Here is a 15,713-nt window from a genome sequence, read left to right as displayed (position 1 = left end):
ACCATCAAGCAACCGGAAGCATCGGATGCGTGCCAGACGTAAAAATCAGAAGGGGTATGTATGAGTGATTTGAAAGGCTTCTCTCTGCCACGGACACCGTTGGGACGGTGTAGCCTGGCGCCGAATCCACCGTGGTATTACGTTGCCAATGCGCTCGCTATTGAGTATAGGGTTGAAGCGCAGGCAGCTGCGAGTTTCCTCCCCCCAGGCCTAAAGTTGCGGTCCGATAGCGCGGCGGTGTACTTTGCCGACTGGCAATCCGTGACTGAACACGGTGAAGAGAATCTGGACCCGGTGCGAAGCCAGTATCGGGAAACAATTTTCTTGCTTTCGGCGGAACTCGACGGTGAGGCGGTGGCGTTCTGCCCATTTATTTGGGTCGACCAGGACGTTTCGCTAATGCGTGGGCTGGTCGCCGGCTGGCCGAAGCAGATCGGGTCGGTGTGGATTACCCGAAGCTATGAGCTGCCTTCGAAGGCCTCGCCCAATGTTGGCGAGGGCGGCAACTTTGGAGCGACGCTAGCAGTAAAGGACCGTAGGTTCGCTACTGCGCGCGTGAAACTGAGAGAGAAAACGTCAGAGTTGCCAACGCCGGACTTCGCGCGAGCAGTCAATGTACGTTATTTCCCAGATCTATCGAAGGGGAACCACGGTAATCCCCTCGTACACGATCTGGTTCAACTCAAATCTCGCGACGTTCAAATTGGAGAGATTTGGAAAGGGGATGCAGATTTAGAGATGCTCGACGACCCGTCCTTCGAGGTATCGGCTCTGAGACCCTTGGAGGTGATCGCTGGATATCGCTTCAGTTTCGCTTTCACTGTGGACGATATTCTCGTTCTTAAGCGCTACTAGAGCGTTAGGTGAGGGCCGAGTTTCGCAGTGGTCGAGAAAAACCTTGCGTAGAACCGTCCCTTCATTTAGCGTGTTGTTGGAAGTTGCCTTATCTTCGTGCGAGGCAATTTTTCGTAGGTCCGAGACTCGGGGCACGTCATTTTAATCGTTCAAAGAGGGAACGGTCCGATCGTTACGATAGCCCGTCGCTGCTATGTATTGAAGTTGACCTTACCCCGCTGAGTACACCATTCGTAAGTTAGTGGTCTCGCCGGTTTTCGGTTGATGCAGTTGCCGGAATTGGTCCGGCGCCAGTTGCCCCAAGGCACTATGCGGGCGCACCGAGTTGTAGTCCGTGCGCCAGGCTTCGATTCGCTTTCGTGCATCGTCGAGACTGACGAAGGCATGCTGGTTCAAACACTCTTCGCGCAGTCGGCCGTTAAAGCTCTCGATGTGCGCGTTTTCCACCGGCTTACCCGGACGGATGAACTGCAGCTTGACACCATGTGCGTGCGCCCATGCGTCGAGCGCCTTGCTCACGAACTCCGGCCCGTTATCAACCTGAATCAGGTTCGGGCATCGCCCCCGCTGACGTAATTGCTCCAGCACGCGCGCCACGCGAACGCCCGTCAACGAGAAGTCGACCTCGATGTGGGGGCACTCGCGGTTCCACGTGTCAATGATGGTCAACATGCGAATGCGTCGGCCATGCACCAAGCGCATCAGCAACAAAGTCCATCGCCCAGCTTTCGTCCACGCCGTTCGGCGTGGGCATGACCACGCGCAGATGACTCGGACGCTTCTTTCGCCGTTTCAGGCGGAGCGACAGGCCTTCTGCGCGGTACAGCCGCTCAGTCCGTTTGTGATTCTGGACGAGCCCCTCCCGGCGTAGCAAGACATGCAGTCGAGGCGAGCCAAACCGTGGCCGCTCCTGTGCCAGCTCGCGCATCCGTTGCCGGACTTCGCGGTCGGCGTCGGGCGACACCGGTCGCCGGAACGTCCTGCGATTCAGACCAACGAGCACGCACGCCCGGCGCTCCGAATAGTCATGCTGTTCAATCACCTGCTGCACGACTTCCCGGCGCTGCGCGGGCGAACTCACTTTTTTCCAAGAACATCCTTCAGAACCTGGATGTCCAGCGCCTGGTCCGCGACCAGCCGCTTGAGGCGCTGATTTTCTTCCTCCAGTTGCCGCAATCGGCGCGCTTCCGACACATCCATGCCGCCGTAGCGGCTACGCCAGTTGTAGAACGTCGCATCCGATATGCCGTGCTTGCGGCACAGGTCTGCGACCTTCATACCCGCATCGGCTTCCTTCAGCACACCGATAATCTGCTCTTCGCTGAACCGCGACTTCTTCATGACAAGGTTTCTCCTGCGGCCTTGCCACTAACTTTACAGTGGGATACTTCAGAGGGGTAAGGTCAAAGTACCTCTGAATGGCGCTTGCGGTGGGTCGCACAAACTTTGTCTGAAATACATCTCAGCAGCAAGATGCTGCCTGCGACAGTTTCCCCGGGCCTTGCTTTGCCAAACATACAGTCCTCCCCAGTCACGGGGAGGACTGTAGCGGTCTGCGCCGAGAACGCGCGCGGTCAATTTCGATAAATCGAGTCTGAAGGTCAGTCCAGATCGTACGTGGTAGAGCCTTTGGTTTCCCGCAGGAATAGTGTGCCGATAATGAAAGTTGCGCCGGCGATCACGATTGGATACCAAAGTCCTGAATAGATGTTTCCTCTGGCTGCAATAATTGCGAATGCAGTTGCTGGTAGGAACCCCCCGAACCAGCCGTTTCCGACGTGATACGGTAGGGACATCGATGTATATCGGATTCTGGCCGGAAACAATTCTACTAACATCGCCGCAAGCGGACCATATACCATGGTCACGAACAAAACCAAGATCGTGAGCACTCCGATCGCCATAGGCCAATTTATCTGACTTGGATCAGCCTTTTCGGGGTAACCGGCCTGCTTAAGTGTCTGGGACAGAGACGTTTCGAAATCGGCCGCTTTCATCTTTGCATCTGCTAGCGTGCCGTCGTACGCGTTGACGATTGTTTCGCCTATCTTGATTTCGGCAATCGTTCCTGTGGGCGCGGCAACATTCTCGTAGTTGAGGCCCGCTCGGGACAAAGCTCCCTTCGCGATGTCGCATGAACTCGTGAACTTCGCCGTACCCACGGGGTTGAATTGGAACGAGCATTGCGACGGATCTGCCACAACGGTAATCGGAGCACGTGCACTCGCAGCTTCGAGTGCCGGGTTGGTATAGTGCGTCAGGCTCTTGAACAGCGGAAAGTATGAAAGGGCCGCAATGAGGCATCCTGTCATGATGATTGGCTTGCGTCCAATTCTGTCGGACAGTGCGCCGAAGAACAAAAAGAAAGGCGTGCCGATCAGCAAGGCAACTGCGACCATCATGTTCGCGCTGGTACCGTCAACCTTCAAGGTTTGGGTAAGGAAAAAGAGGGTATAGAATTGACCTGTATACCAGACCACGGCCTGACCTGCTGTGAGGCCAAACAAGGCCAAGAGGACGATCTTTAAGTTCTTCCATTGACCAAATGCTTCCGACAATGGAGCTTTTGATGTCTTTCCTTCAGCCTTGATGCGCTCAAACACTGGGGATTCGTGCAGTTGCATTCGGATCCAGACAGATACTCCCAAGAGCGCGATGGATACAAGGAAGGGTACTCGCCAACCCCAAGCAGCGAACGCGGCTTCGTTAAGAATTGCTCTTACCGAGAGGATGACAAGTAGCGAAATGAATAGTCCCAGCGTAGCCGTGGTTTGAATCCACGCAGTCCACGCACCACGCTTCGCTGGGGGCGCATGTTCAGCGACATAAGTTGCCGCACCCCCATATTCACCTCCCAGGGCCAACCCCTGCAGCATACGCATGACGATGAAGATTATGGGCGAGACAATGCCCATCGTGCTGTAACCAGGTAGTAAGCCCACGACGAAGGTGGATAGGCCCATGAGAAGAATGGTTGCAAGAAACGTGTACTTGCGACCAATCATGTCCCCAAGTCTGCCGAAGACAATCGCACCGAACGGACGAACGGCGAACCCAGCGGCAAATCCGAGTAGCGTGAAGATAAATCCGGCTGCTGGGTTCACGCCAGAGAAGAATGTCTTGCTAATGTATATGGCGAGCGAGCCAGCAAGGTAGAAATCGTACCACTCGAATACCGTGCCTAGCGACGATGCGAATATTACTCGACGCTCTTCCTTACTCATAGGGGCGGGCGTTACCCGCCCGTCAAGTGTGGCCATTCCTTGTCTCCTGAATCTAATTCAACTTCGATGGTCAACAGCCGAGCGAAGCCAACGCTAATATTGGCTTCCGATAAGGCGGCATGCAATGACTACGGGAATGCTGCGTTTGAGTTCCTCATCAGATTTGGAAATCTGTGTCCTGATTGGCCGAAATTTCCCGGGGCTACGCTACGAACCCGATGGGGTGCACATTGGTATTGCTATTTACCGCTTGAACCGCTGGAGCAGGTCGGGGAGTTCTGATAACGCCGAGAGTTGATGCTTCTGCATCGCGAATTTGTACTCGACCGGATTGTTCTGCCGATTTATGCGAACGGCATTGAAGCCGAATGCACCCGCTCCTCCGACGTCCCATGCGTTGGACGATACGAAGCACACTTCGTTTGGGCGTACCTTGAGAAGTTCGCATGCGTATTGATAAACACGGGGGTCGGGTTTGTAGATCTTGATGTCGTCAACAGAGATGCACGCGTCAAGCGTCAAGTCCAAATTTCCTGCACGCATGGCACCCTCAAGCATGCTCGTACTTCCATTGGACAGGATTGCTGTTAGATAGCCCTGCTCCTTCAGGGTTTGCAGCGTCTGGAGCGCGTCAGAGTATGCGCGGAGTTCAAAATACGCGTCCAGCAGTCGTTCCTTAAGATCGGAGCGGTCTTGGAGGCCGAAGCTCTCCATAGCGAATTCAAGTGCTTCGATCGTCAAGGTCCAAAAATCAGCGTACTTGCCCATCAGGGTCCGAGTCCATGAGTACTCGAGCTGACGTTGTCGCCAGACTGCTGACAGTCCCTCAGCGCAACTCCCGACAGCGTCTGCATGCCGCATGACGGCCGAGTTGACGTCAAGGAGGGTGCCATACGCATCAAAGATACAAGCACGAATCGAGTCCACGTCTATCTCCATATCGAGTAACAATGTGAAACCAGTATATCCGGTTAAAACGGCGTAACGTGCGGTTGAATGATCAGGGTTTACGCGAGATGAGCGTCGCGACATTGTTCTGGTAAAACATAACTTAAAAGGTTACCTATGAGGAGGCCGCATATCGCGGGCGCGTCACGCACTGTGGTTTCTCTCATAGCAGCTATGACTTTTTGTTTATGGCGTACACGAAGACATTGGTCGAGACTTGGGCGCATTGGATACGAAAATCCTTGCACCCCTTCAATGAGGGATGCCATCTCATAGTGTCTGGTGGATCATGGAGGTTGCCATGCCGCGTTACGCTCGGGTTCTCGAAAAGGTCGCTTTTGGTGCGACGGTGTGCTTTGCGCTGTACTGCGCGGGGTTGCTGGTGATGAAGGCACACCCCGATATCACGACATCATGGGTGTGGAGCGGGCTTGAGCGATCAGTGAGTGCTCAGTACAACGCTGCTCAGGCCAACCCGGCGGCGTTCGCAACGTCAGGTTGGCGTAATTAATGTCTGGGCGAAAGACTTCGGAGGCGATAGGGTGGGATCACACGTAGAGGGTAGCGCAGAGACTGTGGACCGGGCAGATATAGAATCGAGCTCGAGCGTTGGAAATAACTACCCGGGAGCCACAACCTCAAGCGAAATTGCGGCTAATTTAGAATCGGTTCGTGTGCGCATAGCGCAAGCGTGTGAGCGTAGCGGTCGCGACCCTGGCAGTGTCAGACTGCTTCCGGTTACTAAGACTATCGACGATCAGCGCATCCGCATGGCATATGGCGTTGGATGTCGCAGTTTTGGTGAAAACAAGGTCCAGGAGGCCGCCAAGAAAGCCGCCGCGCTGAAGGATCTCCCGGATGCAGCTTGGGCGGTGATCGGGCATTTGCAATCGAACAAAGCGAAGGTGGTGGCAAAGTTCGCGTCGGAGTTCCAAGCGCTCGATAGTCTGAAGCTCGCTGAAGCACTTGATCGACGATTGGAGATCGAGGCACGGCCACTCAGTGTTCTGATACAGGTAAACACGTCAGATGAACCAAGCAAGTACGGGTTGAATCCTGCAGATGTACCGACGTTTGCGAAGGCACTAAGCAAATACAGTTGGCTACGCGTTCGTGGTTTGATGACGCTCGCGGTGTTATCAGAGGACCGAGATCGGGTACGCGCCTGTTTCAGATGTTTGAAGGGCGTTCAAGAGCGACTCAAGGATGGTTCGTTCGGGGGGGCAGCTTTTGACGACCTATCAATGGGAATGTCTGGGGACTTTGAGATTGCGGTCGAGGAAGGTGCAACGACCGTACGTGTAGGTCAAGCAATTTTCGGCGCCAGAGCACTTCCGGATAGCTATTACTGGCCGTCACAAAGGAGCCAATAGGAGTTTTGCGTATGAAAACTGCCGTCGCTATTCGACACATTCACTTCGAAGACCTTGGGACGATCGAATCGTTGCTTGAGAACAGAGATTTCGTAGTTCGTTACGTCGATGCCACGGGTGACGATCTTTCCAAGATTGACGCGCTGCAACCTGATCTGTTGGTCGTCTTAGGGGGGCCAATCGGAGCGTTCGATGATGACTTGTATCCTTTCGTTGGGGAGGAATTGAAGCTTGTTTCGCAGCGGCTGCAGGCAAAGCTTCCGATGGTCGGAATTTGCCTTGGCGCTCAGTTAATGGCTCGGGCGATGGGTGCTGCGGTGTATTCGATGGGCCGAAAGGAGATTGAGTTCAGTCCGCTTGACTTGACGTCTGAAGGATCGAGGAGTGCGCTGTCAAGGATCGGACGAGCGCCTGTTTTACATTGGCATGGAGACCAGTTCGACATTCCCGACGGTGCTGTGCGGCTTGCAAGCACGGCAAAGTGTCCGAACCAGGCTTTCAGTGTGGGCGACCATGCTCTCGCATTGCAGTTTCATCTCGAAGCAAATCCCCTAAGGATCGAACGTTGGTTGGTGGGACATGCAAGTGAGCTCGCGCAGGCCGGAATCGATCCGCGAACTCTTCGTCGCCAAGCGCTCGAGGGTGGCGAGAAGTTGGCAAAAATAGCTCACGAAGTTGTTAGACATTGGCTCGACTCGGCAGGGCTCTAGCAGGCTGTTGAAATACCCTCTGCGCGGGTTGTAGGGGCAAACGTTGATTGAAGGAACCGAACGAGACAAAGACCGAAGCGATGCGCGGTGCGGACGGCGACGCCAAATCGATGTTCACGATGTCCAGACCGGACGATTTTTTGCCAGCTAAACACCCAATGCGACCGATTCGACTGTGGTTGAACGATGCGCTCGCTCGCATGAACGCGGTCTTCTCGCGCATTATGAGAGCGAGCTCAAGGGCGGTCGTCCGAGCATCGCGCCGGAGAAACTAATTCGCGCATTGCTGTCGCAGGTGCTGTATTCGATACGGAGCGAGCGCATGTTGATGGGCAAATCTCCTACAACATGCTGTTTCGCTGGTTCGTCGAACTTGCGATGGACGTTGCGGCTTGGGACCACTCCACCTTCAGTAAGAACCGTGACCTACTGATGGTTCACGATCTCATGGTTAGTCTGTTAGGCACGCTCATTCAGGGTTCGGCTGGGCACAAGAGGTTCGCGCCCAAGACGATGTCGGAAGACGACTCTCCGCCCGACGGCGGGGCCGGTTTTTAAGAGAACTGGCGTGGCCAGAAGCGTAGCAACGACACGCATGAATCCAATACGGACGCTCAGGCGCGTTTGTTTCGCAAGAGTCGTGGGACGGGCGCGATGCTTTGCAACATGGGTCACGTGCTGACCGATAATCGACATGGTCTGTTGGTGAACGCGCAGGTCACGCACGCCATCGGCAAGGCGAAGCGAGCCAGGTCGGCGCAGATGCTTGCAGGCCCCGCGCGAGTCGACGGTACGTCCATTACCGTCGGCACTGTTGAAAAGCTACGATATGTTGTGCTTCGTGGCAACGTGCGTCGCGAATAGTGTGACGCCGCACGTGGCACAAAACGTCGGCCGCGCAGACGGCTCCGCCATCGATGCTCGAATGACACGATGGCCCGGCTACGCTCTCAGTCAGCGCAAACGCAAATGCATTGAGCAGGTGTTGGGTTGGAGCAAGACGGTCGGGAAGATTCCGCAGGCCATGTATCGTGGTCTGAAGTGCATTGACCAACTCTTTCTGCTGACTCAGGCAGCCAACAACCTGACGCACATGCGAACGCTGGCCGCTCGGGCGGCATGAGTGCGAACGCGTAGAAGGATGCGACATTAGCAGCCACCTGAATCAAAGAGCTTCGGCGTCGAATTAGGTGGGAATGCACGCCGCGTTGGCTCTCTCGAGTAAGCGGGCGCCCGTTCAAGAAAGGATTTTTCAACAGCCTGCTAGATTCGCGTGTTCTGTCGAGCGAGCACTCAAGAAATCACAGTAAGAGTCGATCTTCCTAAAGATAGACACCCCCGTAATCAACACGCGTTCGGCTCATCCTCACGTCAACGGCCGGCAGTGAGCCGCTCGAATCATTAGGGTTACGTGTGCTGAGGCTGGTTAGCGGACTGACATTTGCTAGTCCCGCAGCGCACACGATTGATCTCATTCTACGCATACCTCTGCTGTCGCGAAGGCGAGATTCAATCTATTGTTGGGCACCCGTTACAAATTCTGTGCCGAGTCAGCATCGGTAAAACCACCGACCAGAATTGGTTTGTGTTTCCCATTTAGTGAGGATACTTTGTTTCCTATGGACAACCCACAGGAGCAAAGATGGAACGGACTGACATCGATCCCTTGTCGGATCTCTCGCGAGGAGCTTCGGCCGAGGCAAGCGAAGGTGGAGTTAAGCAGGTACTTATCGCAAGTGTAGTCGGCACGGTCATCGAGTGGTATGACTTCCTTGTGTACAGCACGGCAGCTGCCCTCGTATTTAAAGATCTTTTCTTTCCGGCCAATGATCCCTTCGTTGGCGCGATGAGCGCATTCGGCGCCTACGCAGTGGGTTACTTCGCTCGGCCACTTGGGGGGCTTGTGTTCGGCCATTTCGGCGACCGCGTCGGACGTAAAGTTGCGCTCTTGCTCACACTTTTGACGACGGGCGTTGGTACAGCTTTGGTGGGGGTTCTCCCGACGTACGACAGCATCGGGATATGGGCGCCCATATGCCTGATCGTGCTGCGGCTTGTACAGGGGATTGGAGCGGGTGGAGAGTGGGGTGGTGCTGTCTTGATGGTAGTTGAGACCGCCCCGCCGAATCGTCGCGGGCTTTATGGCAGCCTTGTACAGATCGGAAACCCGGCGGGCCGGATTCTCGCTTCGGCAGCGTTTCTACCGGTGATGTTGCTTCCACGCGAGGATTTGCTTTCTTGGGGCTGGCGAATCCCTTTCCTGGTCAGCTTGCTCATGATGCTTGTTGGAGCATTTCTCCGAGCCCGCGTGTCTGAGACTCCGGCCTTCAGGCGTCTGCGGGCCCAATCGAAGACATCAAAAGTCCCTGCGCTAGACGCTTTCAAATATTACAAGCGTGAGCTTTGCATCGCCGCTGGGTTGAAGATGAGCGAAGTTGCGTGGCCCGGTGTTCTTGGCGCCTTCGCTGTGACGTTTGTTCACCAGAAGTTCGGACTTCCGGACAACGTCATTGTCACGGCTATTTTGATCGCCGCTGGGTGCGAACTCGTCTGTATGCCCTTGGCCGGCGCGATTGCGGACAAGGTCGGTCGCACGAAGGTCTATTTGTTTGGGATTATTTCGGCAGCCATCCTCGCGTTCCCCGTCATGTATATGATTAATACAGGAGATGCCTTTCTGGTGTCGATGGCGGTTGTGATCGGCATGGTCATGACGCAGGGCATAATGTTCGCGCTCCAGGCGAGTGTAATTCCGGAGTTGTTCGGGACGGCGGTTCGTTACAGCGGCGTATCTTTGGGTTTCCAAGTTGGCGCGGCGGTCTCGGGTGGCCTCACTCCCCTTATCGCAACAGGACTAGTGCATTGGGCGTCGGGCAGCGTCTTACCCGTATCGATCTATCTTGTATCGCTTTCAGTGCTCAGCCTCATTGCGTTCTATTCAATTCGCAAGCGAAACAAGGCTTCTCATCTATATGACTGACGTATCGAAGGCTGCACCCACTGAACACGATGAACCTTCTGTACCAAGCGATCCGATAGGACTCGGGAAGCGGACTCTGTTTCTGCGAAAGCAGAAAGGGATGAGCTTGGACGAGTTGGCGACGGCGTCGGGGCTCACGAAGGGATACTTGTCCAAGGTGGAGCGTGGCCTGTCGGTACCCTCGATTTCAACTGCACTTCGGCTAGCAAGATGCTTTGGGCTGAGTGTCGGACAACTGTTGGGAGACGAAGAAATCGACGACTCGATCACTGTAGTGAAGAAATCTGAGCGCAAGCCATTCATGAGGAATGGCTCGAAAGCCGGGAGCAACTACGAGTCTATGGCGGGCCACAAGGCACTGCGTGCAATGGAACCTTTCATCATGAAACCGCCTCGCGAGTTCCAAGATGATCGCCGTTTCCAGCACGTGGGCGAAGAATTCATGTTCGTGCTCGAGGGTGCCGTCGAGATCGAATTCCCGGCCCGACGGATACGGCTTGACGAGGGGGACTCAATTTACTTCGATTCGCACATTCAACACCGAACCCGCTGCGTGGCAGGTCAGGCCCAAGTACTTGTGGTGGTGTATTCCCCACCGGAAAACTCGCAATGAACACATGACACAAAGTTTCATGTGTGATACTTTAGGTTTCACTAACACGGAGGTTAGTCATGAGCACAGTGCAAATTCGGTCGAAGGACGAGTATCTGAAGAAGACAGCGGCCAACGTTGAGCGTCATTTGGCAATCCCAGAGTGGACTATCAAGCAAAAGCTGGCACTGTCGGCGCGCATGCTGGCAGCGGCAGATCACGATTCAGGCCTTGCTGGGCAATTGACGGCTCGCGCAGCGCAGCCCGGTTCGTATTGGATGTTGCGTTTCGGACTTGGTCTGGAAGAAGTCACACCAGACAACCTGCTTTTGGTCGACGACGATTTGAACGTTCTCGAGGGTGAGGGCATGCCGAACCCTTCGAATCGTTTTCACCTTTGGATTTATCGGCATCGTCCGGACGTCAACAGCGTCATTCACACCCATCCTCCGCATGTCTCCGCGCTGTCCATGATTGGCGTCCCTCTTGAAGCAGCCCACATGGATACATCGATGTTCCACGACGACTGTGCTTGGTTGCCGGAATGGCCTGGCGTTCCTGTGGGAGATGACGAGGGGCGCATCATAAACGAAGCGCTAGGCGACAAGCGAAGCATTTTGCTCGCGAATCACGGCCAGTTGTGCGCCTGCGGGACGGTCGAGGAAGCGACAATCATGGCGCTTTTCTTCGAGAAAGCCGCGCGTCTCCAACTTATGGCAATGAGTTGTGGAAAGATTCAGGCAATCGACCCCGCGCGGGCAAAGGAAGCACATGACTACCGATTGAAGCCCCGTACTATTGGTGCGACCTTCGCGTACTATTCCCGCCGCATCCTGAAAGATGAGCCGACGCTTCTCGACAGCGCGGGTACCTGAAGTATGCAGCAGCCTTTTTGTAAGGGGTGAGCTTCAAAGATAAGTGTGCGCTGCTAGAAGAAGGTTTTTTGCCCGCCAACAAAGACACCTTCATATTTAGTTGAACAAATTGAATGAGGCTCCATTAGCTAGTCGTGCCTGATTGCTCTGCGGGACTAAACCAGTGCCAAGTGGATTTGCGTGCAGCACGCAAGAAGGCACCCAGACACGTACTTGAGCAGATGAATGTTGCTCACTGTCCAGAATCTTGATTGTGCAAATATATTGGAGGAGTCAATGCTCAAGTTAGACTTTCATCCCGCAGGCCGTCATTTCTTGCAGATTCCCGGGCCGAGCCCTGTGCCGGATCGGATCCTACGAGCGATGAGCTACCCGACAATTGACCATCGCGGTCCGGAATTCGGCATGCTCGGTCTGCAAGTGCTTGACGGCATCAAAAAAATCTTCAAAACAAAACAGCCGGTCGTGATCTACCCCGCATCAGGAACCGGGGCGTGGGAAGCGGCGCTGTCGAACACGTTGAGTCCCGGTGACCACGTTCTGATGTTTGAAACGGGACATTTTGCGACGTTGTGGAAGAAAATGGCGGAGCGCCTTGGTCTGCGTCCAGAATTCTTAGGGCTTCCAGGGATCGAAGGCTGGCGACGCGGCGTGCAGGCTGACTTGATTGAGAAGCGCCTGCGCGAAGACAAACAGCATTCGATTAAGGCAGTTTGCGTCGTTCATAACGAAACGTCGACGGGCGTTACCTCTGACATCGCGGCGGTGCGTCAGGCAATTGATGCTGCGGGTCATCCTGCACTTTTCCTGGTCGACACGATTTCCGGTTTGGCATGCGCGGACTATCGCCATGACGAGTGGGGCGTAGACGTGACTGTATCCGGCTCGCAGAAAGGGTTGATGCTCCCGCCGGGAATCAGCTTCAACGTTATCTCAACGAAAGCGATCGCCGTGAGCCAGACGGCAAAGCTCCCGCGAGCGTTTTGGGAGTGGTCGGAAATCGTCGAGATGAACAAGAGCGGGTACTGGCCCTATACGCCGAATACGAACCTGCTGTATGGCCTGGCCGAGGCGATTGACATGATCCTCGGGGAGGGGCTTGAAGAGGTCTTTGAGCGTCATAACCGGTTGGCTGAAGGTTGCCGTCGGGCTGTACGGGCGTGGGGACTTGAGATTCAGTGTAACGATCCATCCGTTTATAGCCCGGTGCTCACGGGAGTGATGATGCCGGAGGGGGTTGACGCGGATTCGGTTCGAACGGTCATTTACGACAATTTTGATATGTCTTTGGGTACTGGGCTCGGAAAGATGAAAGGCCGCATGTTCCGGATCGGGCACCTTGGCGACTGTAACGACTTGACACTGATGGCGACCTTGGCCGGCGTGGAGATGGGGCTTCGCTTGAGTGGAGTACCAATCGTATCAAGCGGTCTTCCGGCAGCAATGGACTGGCTACAAAGCCAGGCCAAACAGCCACACTTCGAGGCGGCTGCGTAACGCGGATCCAAGCGCGGCGCCGAGTCGCCGCGCTCGAGTGAGCAACCGGGCCAACTCGTTTTTTGGCAGAAGAATCCGGTTCGTTTAGTAAACAGCACATGCACTCGATTCGAATTAATGTTGGCGTTGGTTAACGCTTTCGCTGCTACCGAGCCGCCCGTGAGGGGTCAGCCCTCGGCTTTCGCGAACGACTCCTGGATGAGTTCGGATGGGAAATTTCTCTACCAAGACTACGCCGGCGACGACAGGAGTGTCGTTTGTGCAACTGAGTCAAACGGTTCACTGACGAAGATCACCGAGCAATCCGTGAACGCTGCGTCCAAAATTAGCCTTCAGGGCCTCACAGGAATTTGACATAGCAATTGGCCTGCGGCGGCGAATGTGGATGTGGATATTTTCCAACTTTCTGCCGCAGACCTGGTAGGGCCGGCTGACCGTCCGACGCTATTGAATCGATTGTACGGTGGCAACTTTGAACACGGAGACCGAGGACGTGAGTGACTCAGCTTGCTCATCTAGAGAAAGGGCTGCAGCAGCTGCCTGCTCCACAAGGGCCGCGTTTTGCTGGGTTACCTGATCCATCTGACTTACTGCTTGACAAATCTGCTCGATACCGGTCTGTTGTTCACTTGACGCAGCAGCAATCTCTCCAACGATCGTCGATACCTGTTCGATTGCTTGCTTCACTTCAGTCACCGTCGCGCCTACCTCGCGTGCTTGGGCGGCTCCGTCGCGCACGGTCGTAACGGAAGCCTCTATCAGGGACTTGATCTCCTTCGCCGCATGCGAACAACGCTGAGCCAGAGACCTGACTTCACCTGCAACCACTGCGAAGCCGCGCCCTTCCTCGCCGGCTCGTGCGGCCTCAACAGCCGCATTTAGCGCGAGAATATTGGTTTGAAATGCAATGCCTTCGATTACCGCTGTAATCTCTGAGATCTTGCCAGCACTCTGACTGATCTGTTCGATGCTCTCAAGCATAGCGTTGACCGCTCGATTTCCGTCCGCCGCCAGATTGCTAGCGCCGCCAGCGAGTACGTCAGCGTGACGGGCGTTATCAGCGTTTTGCTTAACCGTCTGTGTGATCTGGGCCATGCTCGCGGCGGTCTCCTCGAGGGATGCAGCCTGTTGCTCCGTGCGAACAGAGAGATCTGCGTTTCCGCTCGAAATCTCGTGCGAGGCCATGCGCACGGCATCCGCTGCCGATCGAACCGCCCCGATGACCTTCCCAAAATTGGCTTGAAGATCATTGAAGGCCTGAGCCGTGTGGCCCACTTCATCCATTCGAGCAATGCTGACGCGTTGAGTCAGATCAAGATTGCTTCTCGCATGTTCCAGCGCCGATTTCATGTTGCGTAGGCTACGCACGATTGAGCGTTGCAGGCGCAACGCCAGACCGCCACTGAAAATAGACGAAAGCAGGATGACACCAATCAAGGTGATGAAGGAGCGCTCGTAGGCGGTTTGATTCTCGTGACGCAGGGCGTCGCCTCGTTGAATGTTATATGAAATGTGCTGCTGCACTTCTCTTTCAACAGCAAGGCTGGCGTTACGAAGCGAACCGCCGTCTTCGAGACGTTCCATGATAGCGTTCGCGTTATCATGGGTGTAAGCCGTCATGAAGTCCTCTTGTCCGTCTGCGAAGACAGTGAGCGCGGCGCGCTCCTTCTCGAGCAGGGCCTTGTCCGTTGCATCCGTGGCGTCTTCGCGCTCGTATTTGTCGAGGGCCGAACGCGCCGACTCAAGGTTCTCGATCATCTGCCGCGCAATCGAAGACTTTCTCTCCGGGTTAGTTTGATTGATCCATCGGAACAGGAGAAGTCGATTCTTGCCAATGTTAGATATGGCCGAATTTAGGTCGTCGACCGACTGCGTGACGGATTTTTGGAAATATTCAAACCGTTGCTCAGCGCGGTTTAGCTGGTACAGGCCGCCAGCTCCTACGATGACCAACGAAGAGACCGATACGCCTAACGCAATCGCAAGCCATTTGGAAATAGAGATGTTCATTTTGTTCCGTTTCATTTCTGGGCGGCGTCTTGCTTCTCGCTCGTCGCTTGTGCAAAGAAGCGCTGCCGCCCCTCGTCATCCAAAGAATTCATTACCTCGGCGGTCTTTTCATCGATCAGTCGCACGATCAAGCCGGTGATGGTGCATCCGAAATACGCTGCCAGACGCTCAAGGTTCCTTTTCGACGGGATGGGAACGAGACAGCTAATGCGTTCATGCTTACCACCCGCGCCGAGTCGAACTGTTCGATATCGCTTTTGGCGCTCGGAGTTCGATAGGGCCATGGACTTCCTCTTGATTTTGTCAATGTTGCTCCGATGGCCGTTCGCTAAGTACATACTCAGGAATTTTCATTACTACGGCCCCAGTGCGATTCAGTTAAGGGAAAACGTGCGTTACGCAGTAACGCATCAGAGAGTGGATGCCCACCAAGAATGCAACCTTCTCCGTTCTTGCTGGAGAAACGCATCGATTACCGCGTCCATGCCGACAGGGGGTGGCACAAAGCGCACGGTTCACAAGGTGCGAACAAGGCACTTGTCGGCACGAACGATATGCGATCGCTTTTCTCGTTCGGAGGTCGAGTTGACGCCGGTCTCAAGTGCTTGGACGTGACCACATTGATGTGTCCAGCGGGTTGTTCGGTTAA

12 protein-coding genes and 2 pseudogenes are annotated in these 15,713 nt (G+C 55.0%); 9 read left to right on the top strand and 5 right to left on the bottom strand.

All coding sequences use genetic code 11. The features are described 5' to 3' along the window. Positions 1-60 precede the first annotated feature (60 nt). Entirely contained in the window at positions 61-855 is a 795-nt protein-coding gene (locus tag BTHE68_RS20620; protein WP_162068070.1) for an acetoacetate decarboxylase family protein, read from the top strand. 210 nt (positions 856-1,065) lie between these two features. Here BTHE68_RS20620 and BTHE68_RS20615 read toward each other — a convergent pair. The 3 genes and pseudogenes from BTHE68_RS20615 to BTHE68_RS20605 all read right to left on the bottom strand — a co-directional run bounded on the left by BTHE68_RS20615 (position 1,066) and on the right by BTHE68_RS20605 (position 5,006). Next, positions 1,066-2,196: pseudogene (locus BTHE68_RS20615) on the bottom strand (IS3 family transposase). A gap of 260 nt (positions 2,197-2,456) precedes the next feature. Next, on the bottom strand, positions 2,457-4,115 hold the full coding sequence (locus BTHE68_RS20610) for an MFS transporter (protein ID WP_162068069.1): 1,659 nt from the start codon (positions 4,113-4,115) through the stop codon (positions 2,457-2,459). Positions 4,116-4,322: 207 nt separating this feature from the next. Continuing rightward, positions 4,323-5,006, bottom strand: coding sequence for a haloacid dehalogenase type II (locus BTHE68_RS20605; RefSeq protein WP_232077981.1), 684 nt, complete (start codon positions 5,004-5,006; stop codon positions 4,323-4,325). Positions 5,007-5,328: 322 nt separating this feature from the next. Here BTHE68_RS20605 and BTHE68_RS20600 point away from each other — a divergent pair, with 322 nt between their 5' ends. The 8 genes and pseudogenes from BTHE68_RS20600 to BTHE68_RS20565 all read left to right on the top strand — a co-directional run bounded on the left by BTHE68_RS20600 (position 5,329) and on the right by BTHE68_RS20565 (position 13,054). Then, complete coding sequence (locus tag BTHE68_RS20600; protein WP_162068067.1) at positions 5,329-5,538, top strand: hypothetical protein; 210 nt, start codon at positions 5,329-5,331, stop codon at positions 5,536-5,538. Positions 5,539-5,602: 64 nt separating this feature from the next. After that, entirely contained in the window at positions 5,603-6,400 is a 798-nt protein-coding gene (locus BTHE68_RS20595) for a YggS family pyridoxal phosphate-dependent enzyme (protein WP_162068066.1), read from the top strand. 11 nt (positions 6,401-6,411) lie between these two features. Continuing rightward, positions 6,412-7,110, top strand: a complete 699-nt coding sequence (locus tag BTHE68_RS20590; RefSeq protein WP_162068065.1) for a glutamine amidotransferase — start codon at positions 6,412-6,414, stop codon at positions 7,108-7,110. A gap of 80 nt (positions 7,111-7,190) precedes the next feature. Then, positions 7,191-8,233: pseudogene (locus BTHE68_RS20585) on the top strand (IS5 family transposase). 519 nt (positions 8,234-8,752) lie between these two features. Beyond that, a complete protein-coding gene (locus BTHE68_RS20580) occupies positions 8,753-10,090 on the top strand; it encodes an MFS transporter (RefSeq protein ID WP_162068064.1) in 1,338 nt (445 codons plus the stop codon). Between the two features lie 100 nt (positions 10,091-10,190). After that, positions 10,191-10,703 (top strand): helix-turn-helix domain-containing protein, encoded by a 513-nt coding sequence (locus BTHE68_RS20575; protein WP_232077980.1) that lies wholly within the window; start codon positions 10,191-10,193, stop codon positions 10,701-10,703. Positions 10,704-10,762: 59 nt separating this feature from the next. Beyond that, positions 10,763-11,557: an aldolase gene (locus BTHE68_RS20570; RefSeq protein WP_162068062.1), complete on the top strand. Its 795-nt coding sequence runs from the start codon at positions 10,763-10,765 to the stop codon at positions 11,555-11,557. 276 nt (positions 11,558-11,833) lie between these two features. Beyond that, positions 11,834-13,054 (top strand): pyridoxal-phosphate-dependent aminotransferase family protein, encoded by a 1,221-nt coding sequence (locus BTHE68_RS20565; RefSeq protein ID WP_162068061.1) that lies wholly within the window; start codon positions 11,834-11,836, stop codon positions 13,052-13,054. Between the two features lie 444 nt (positions 13,055-13,498). Here BTHE68_RS20565 and BTHE68_RS20560 read toward each other — a convergent pair whose 3' ends face one another. Beyond that, the gene (locus tag BTHE68_RS20560) at positions 13,499-15,064 is read right to left on the bottom strand and encodes a methyl-accepting chemotaxis protein (RefSeq protein WP_232077979.1); all 1,566 of its coding nucleotides are present in this window, start codon (positions 15,062-15,064) and stop codon (positions 13,499-13,501) included. 11 nt (positions 15,065-15,075) lie between these two features. Further along, positions 15,076-15,348: a hypothetical protein gene (locus BTHE68_RS20555; RefSeq protein WP_162068060.1), complete on the bottom strand. Its 273-nt coding sequence runs from the start codon at positions 15,346-15,348 to the stop codon at positions 15,076-15,078. Between the last annotated feature and the right edge of the window lie 365 nt (positions 15,349-15,713).

This window comes from Burkholderia sp. THE68, assembly GCF_009938265.1.
GTDB lineage: Bacteria > Pseudomonadota > Gammaproteobacteria > Burkholderiales > Burkholderiaceae > Caballeronia.
This window is presented reverse-complemented; position numbering and strand designations above follow the sequence as displayed.

Coding starts and splice junctions, on each gene's coding strand:
- BTHE68_RS20620 (WP_162068070.1), top strand. CDS start 61: ATGAGTGATTTGAAAGGCTTCTCTCTGCCACGGACACCGTTGGGACGG.
- BTHE68_RS20610 (WP_162068069.1), bottom strand. CDS start 4,115: ATGGCCACACTTGACGGGCGGGTAACGCCCGCCCCTATGAGTAAGGAA.
- BTHE68_RS20600 (WP_162068067.1), top strand. CDS start 5,329: ATGCCGCGTTACGCTCGGGTTCTCGAAAAGGTCGCTTTTGGTGCGACG.
- BTHE68_RS20590 (WP_162068065.1), top strand. CDS start 6,412: ATGAAAACTGCCGTCGCTATTCGACACATTCACTTCGAAGACCTTGGG.
- BTHE68_RS20580 (WP_162068064.1), top strand. CDS start 8,753: ATGGAACGGACTGACATCGATCCCTTGTCGGATCTCTCGCGAGGAGCT.
- BTHE68_RS20575 (WP_232077980.1), top strand. CDS start 10,191: ATGAGCTTGGACGAGTTGGCGACGGCGTCGGGGCTCACGAAGGGATAC.
- BTHE68_RS20570 (WP_162068062.1), top strand. CDS start 10,763: ATGAGCACAGTGCAAATTCGGTCGAAGGACGAGTATCTGAAGAAGACA.
- BTHE68_RS20565 (WP_162068061.1), top strand. CDS start 11,834: ATGCTCAAGTTAGACTTTCATCCCGCAGGCCGTCATTTCTTGCAGATT.
- BTHE68_RS20560 (WP_232077979.1), bottom strand. CDS start 15,064: ATGAACATCTCTATTTCCAAATGGCTTGCGATTGCGTTAGGCGTATCG.
- BTHE68_RS20555 (WP_162068060.1), bottom strand. CDS start 15,348: ATGGCCCTATCGAACTCCGAGCGCCAAAAGCGATATCGAACAGTTCGA.